The sequence below is a fragment of the Candidatus Magnetaquicoccus inordinatus genome, from assembly GCF_004217665.1.
Lineage (GTDB): Bacteria > Pseudomonadota > Magnetococcia > Magnetococcales > Magnetaquicoccaceae > Magnetaquicoccus > Magnetaquicoccus inordinatus.
Window position 1 is genome coordinate 1 of sequence record NZ_RXIU01000466.1, and the last position, 1,307, is coordinate 1,307.

At 54.4% G+C, this 1,307-nt stretch carries 1 protein-coding gene and 1 pseudogene; both read left to right on the forward strand.

What is annotated here, in order from left to right:
- Positions 1 to 708, forward strand: a pseudogene (locus tag EJP87_RS18190) (heme d1 biosynthesis radical SAM protein NirJ); the annotation flags it as partial.
- Positions 709 to 722: 14 nt separating this feature from the next.
- Positions 723 to 1,307, forward strand: a 585-nt coding sequence (locus EJP87_RS16570) for a nitrite reductase (RefSeq protein WP_227657732.1), incomplete at its 3' end; no start/stop codon positions are given.

Genomic DNA, 1,307 nt, shown 5'->3' on the forward strand with positions numbered 1-1,307 from the left:
CAGGAGGGGGCATTTCGACAGGCTTTGTCCGGTATTCGCGCCTGTCAGCAGCAAGGGGTCAAAGTAGGCATTCGTTTTACCCCGACCCGAGAAAATAGCGCCGACTTGCCGGGCCTCTTTGCTCTGATGGCAGAGGAGGGGATTGATCGTTTTTATTTGTCGCACTGGAACTATGGCGGACGCGGCAAAGGCAATCGCGCCGATGATGCGGAGCGGCAGACCACACGGCAACTGGTTACCTGGTTGTTTACCCAAGCCTATGCCGATTGGCAACAGGGAGGCAATCGGGAGATTGTCACCGGCAACAACGATTGCGATGGAGTCTTTTTTTTGCTGTGGGTGCAAGAACATCTGCCCGATCACTATGAACGGGCGTTGACTCTTTTGCAGCGTTGGGGCGGCAATGCCTCTGGGGTGGGGATTGCCAATATTGATAACCGAGGAGTGGTTCATCCCGATATATTTTGGTGGGACCATGCCTTGGGTTCGCTGCGTGAGCAGAGCTTTGCCGCAATTTGGCAACAGAGTTCGGATCCGTTGCTGTTGGGATTGCGACAAAAACCACGGCCTGTCAAAGGGCGCTGTGGCCAGTGTCGCTATTTGGCAATTTGTGGCGGCAATACCCGTGTTCGCGCCTGGCAGACCAGTGGCGACCCATGGGCAGAGGATCCGGGATGTTATTTGGAAGATGGTGAAGTTTTGTCTTGAGTAGGGAGAGAGGCATGATCAGACGTGCGCTGGTATTGTTATTGACTATGGGAGGGATGGCGGTCGCCGAAGCGGACAACCGGCCTGTTGCCGAGTTGTACAGCCGTTATTGTGCCGAGTGCCATCATGCCGAGCGACTGGGTGGAATTGGTCCCGCGCTTTTTCCAGATAATTTGAAGCGTCTGCAAAAAGGAGAGGCGGTGGAGGTGATCGGCAAAGGGCGTCAGGCGACCCAGATGCCTGGTTTTGCCGAACAGTTAACCCCACAAGAGATTGAAGATCTGGCACGTTTTATCCAATCACCCTTGGCAACCCTTCCGGTTTGGGGAATGGCAGAAATTGCGGCCAGCCATATTGTCCATCATGATCCCGCCACTCTGCCAGATAAACCGCTCCATGCCGCCGATCCCCTCAATCTGACTCTGGTGGTGGAGTTGGCTGATCATCATGTGACCGTTCTTGATGGCGGTGCATTGCAGCCCTTGCTGCGCTTTCCGACCCGTTTTGCCCTGCATGGGGGGTTAAAATTTTCTCCCGATGGTCGCTTTGTCTATTTGTCTTCGCGAGATGGTTGGATCAGTAAATTTGATCTGCACTCC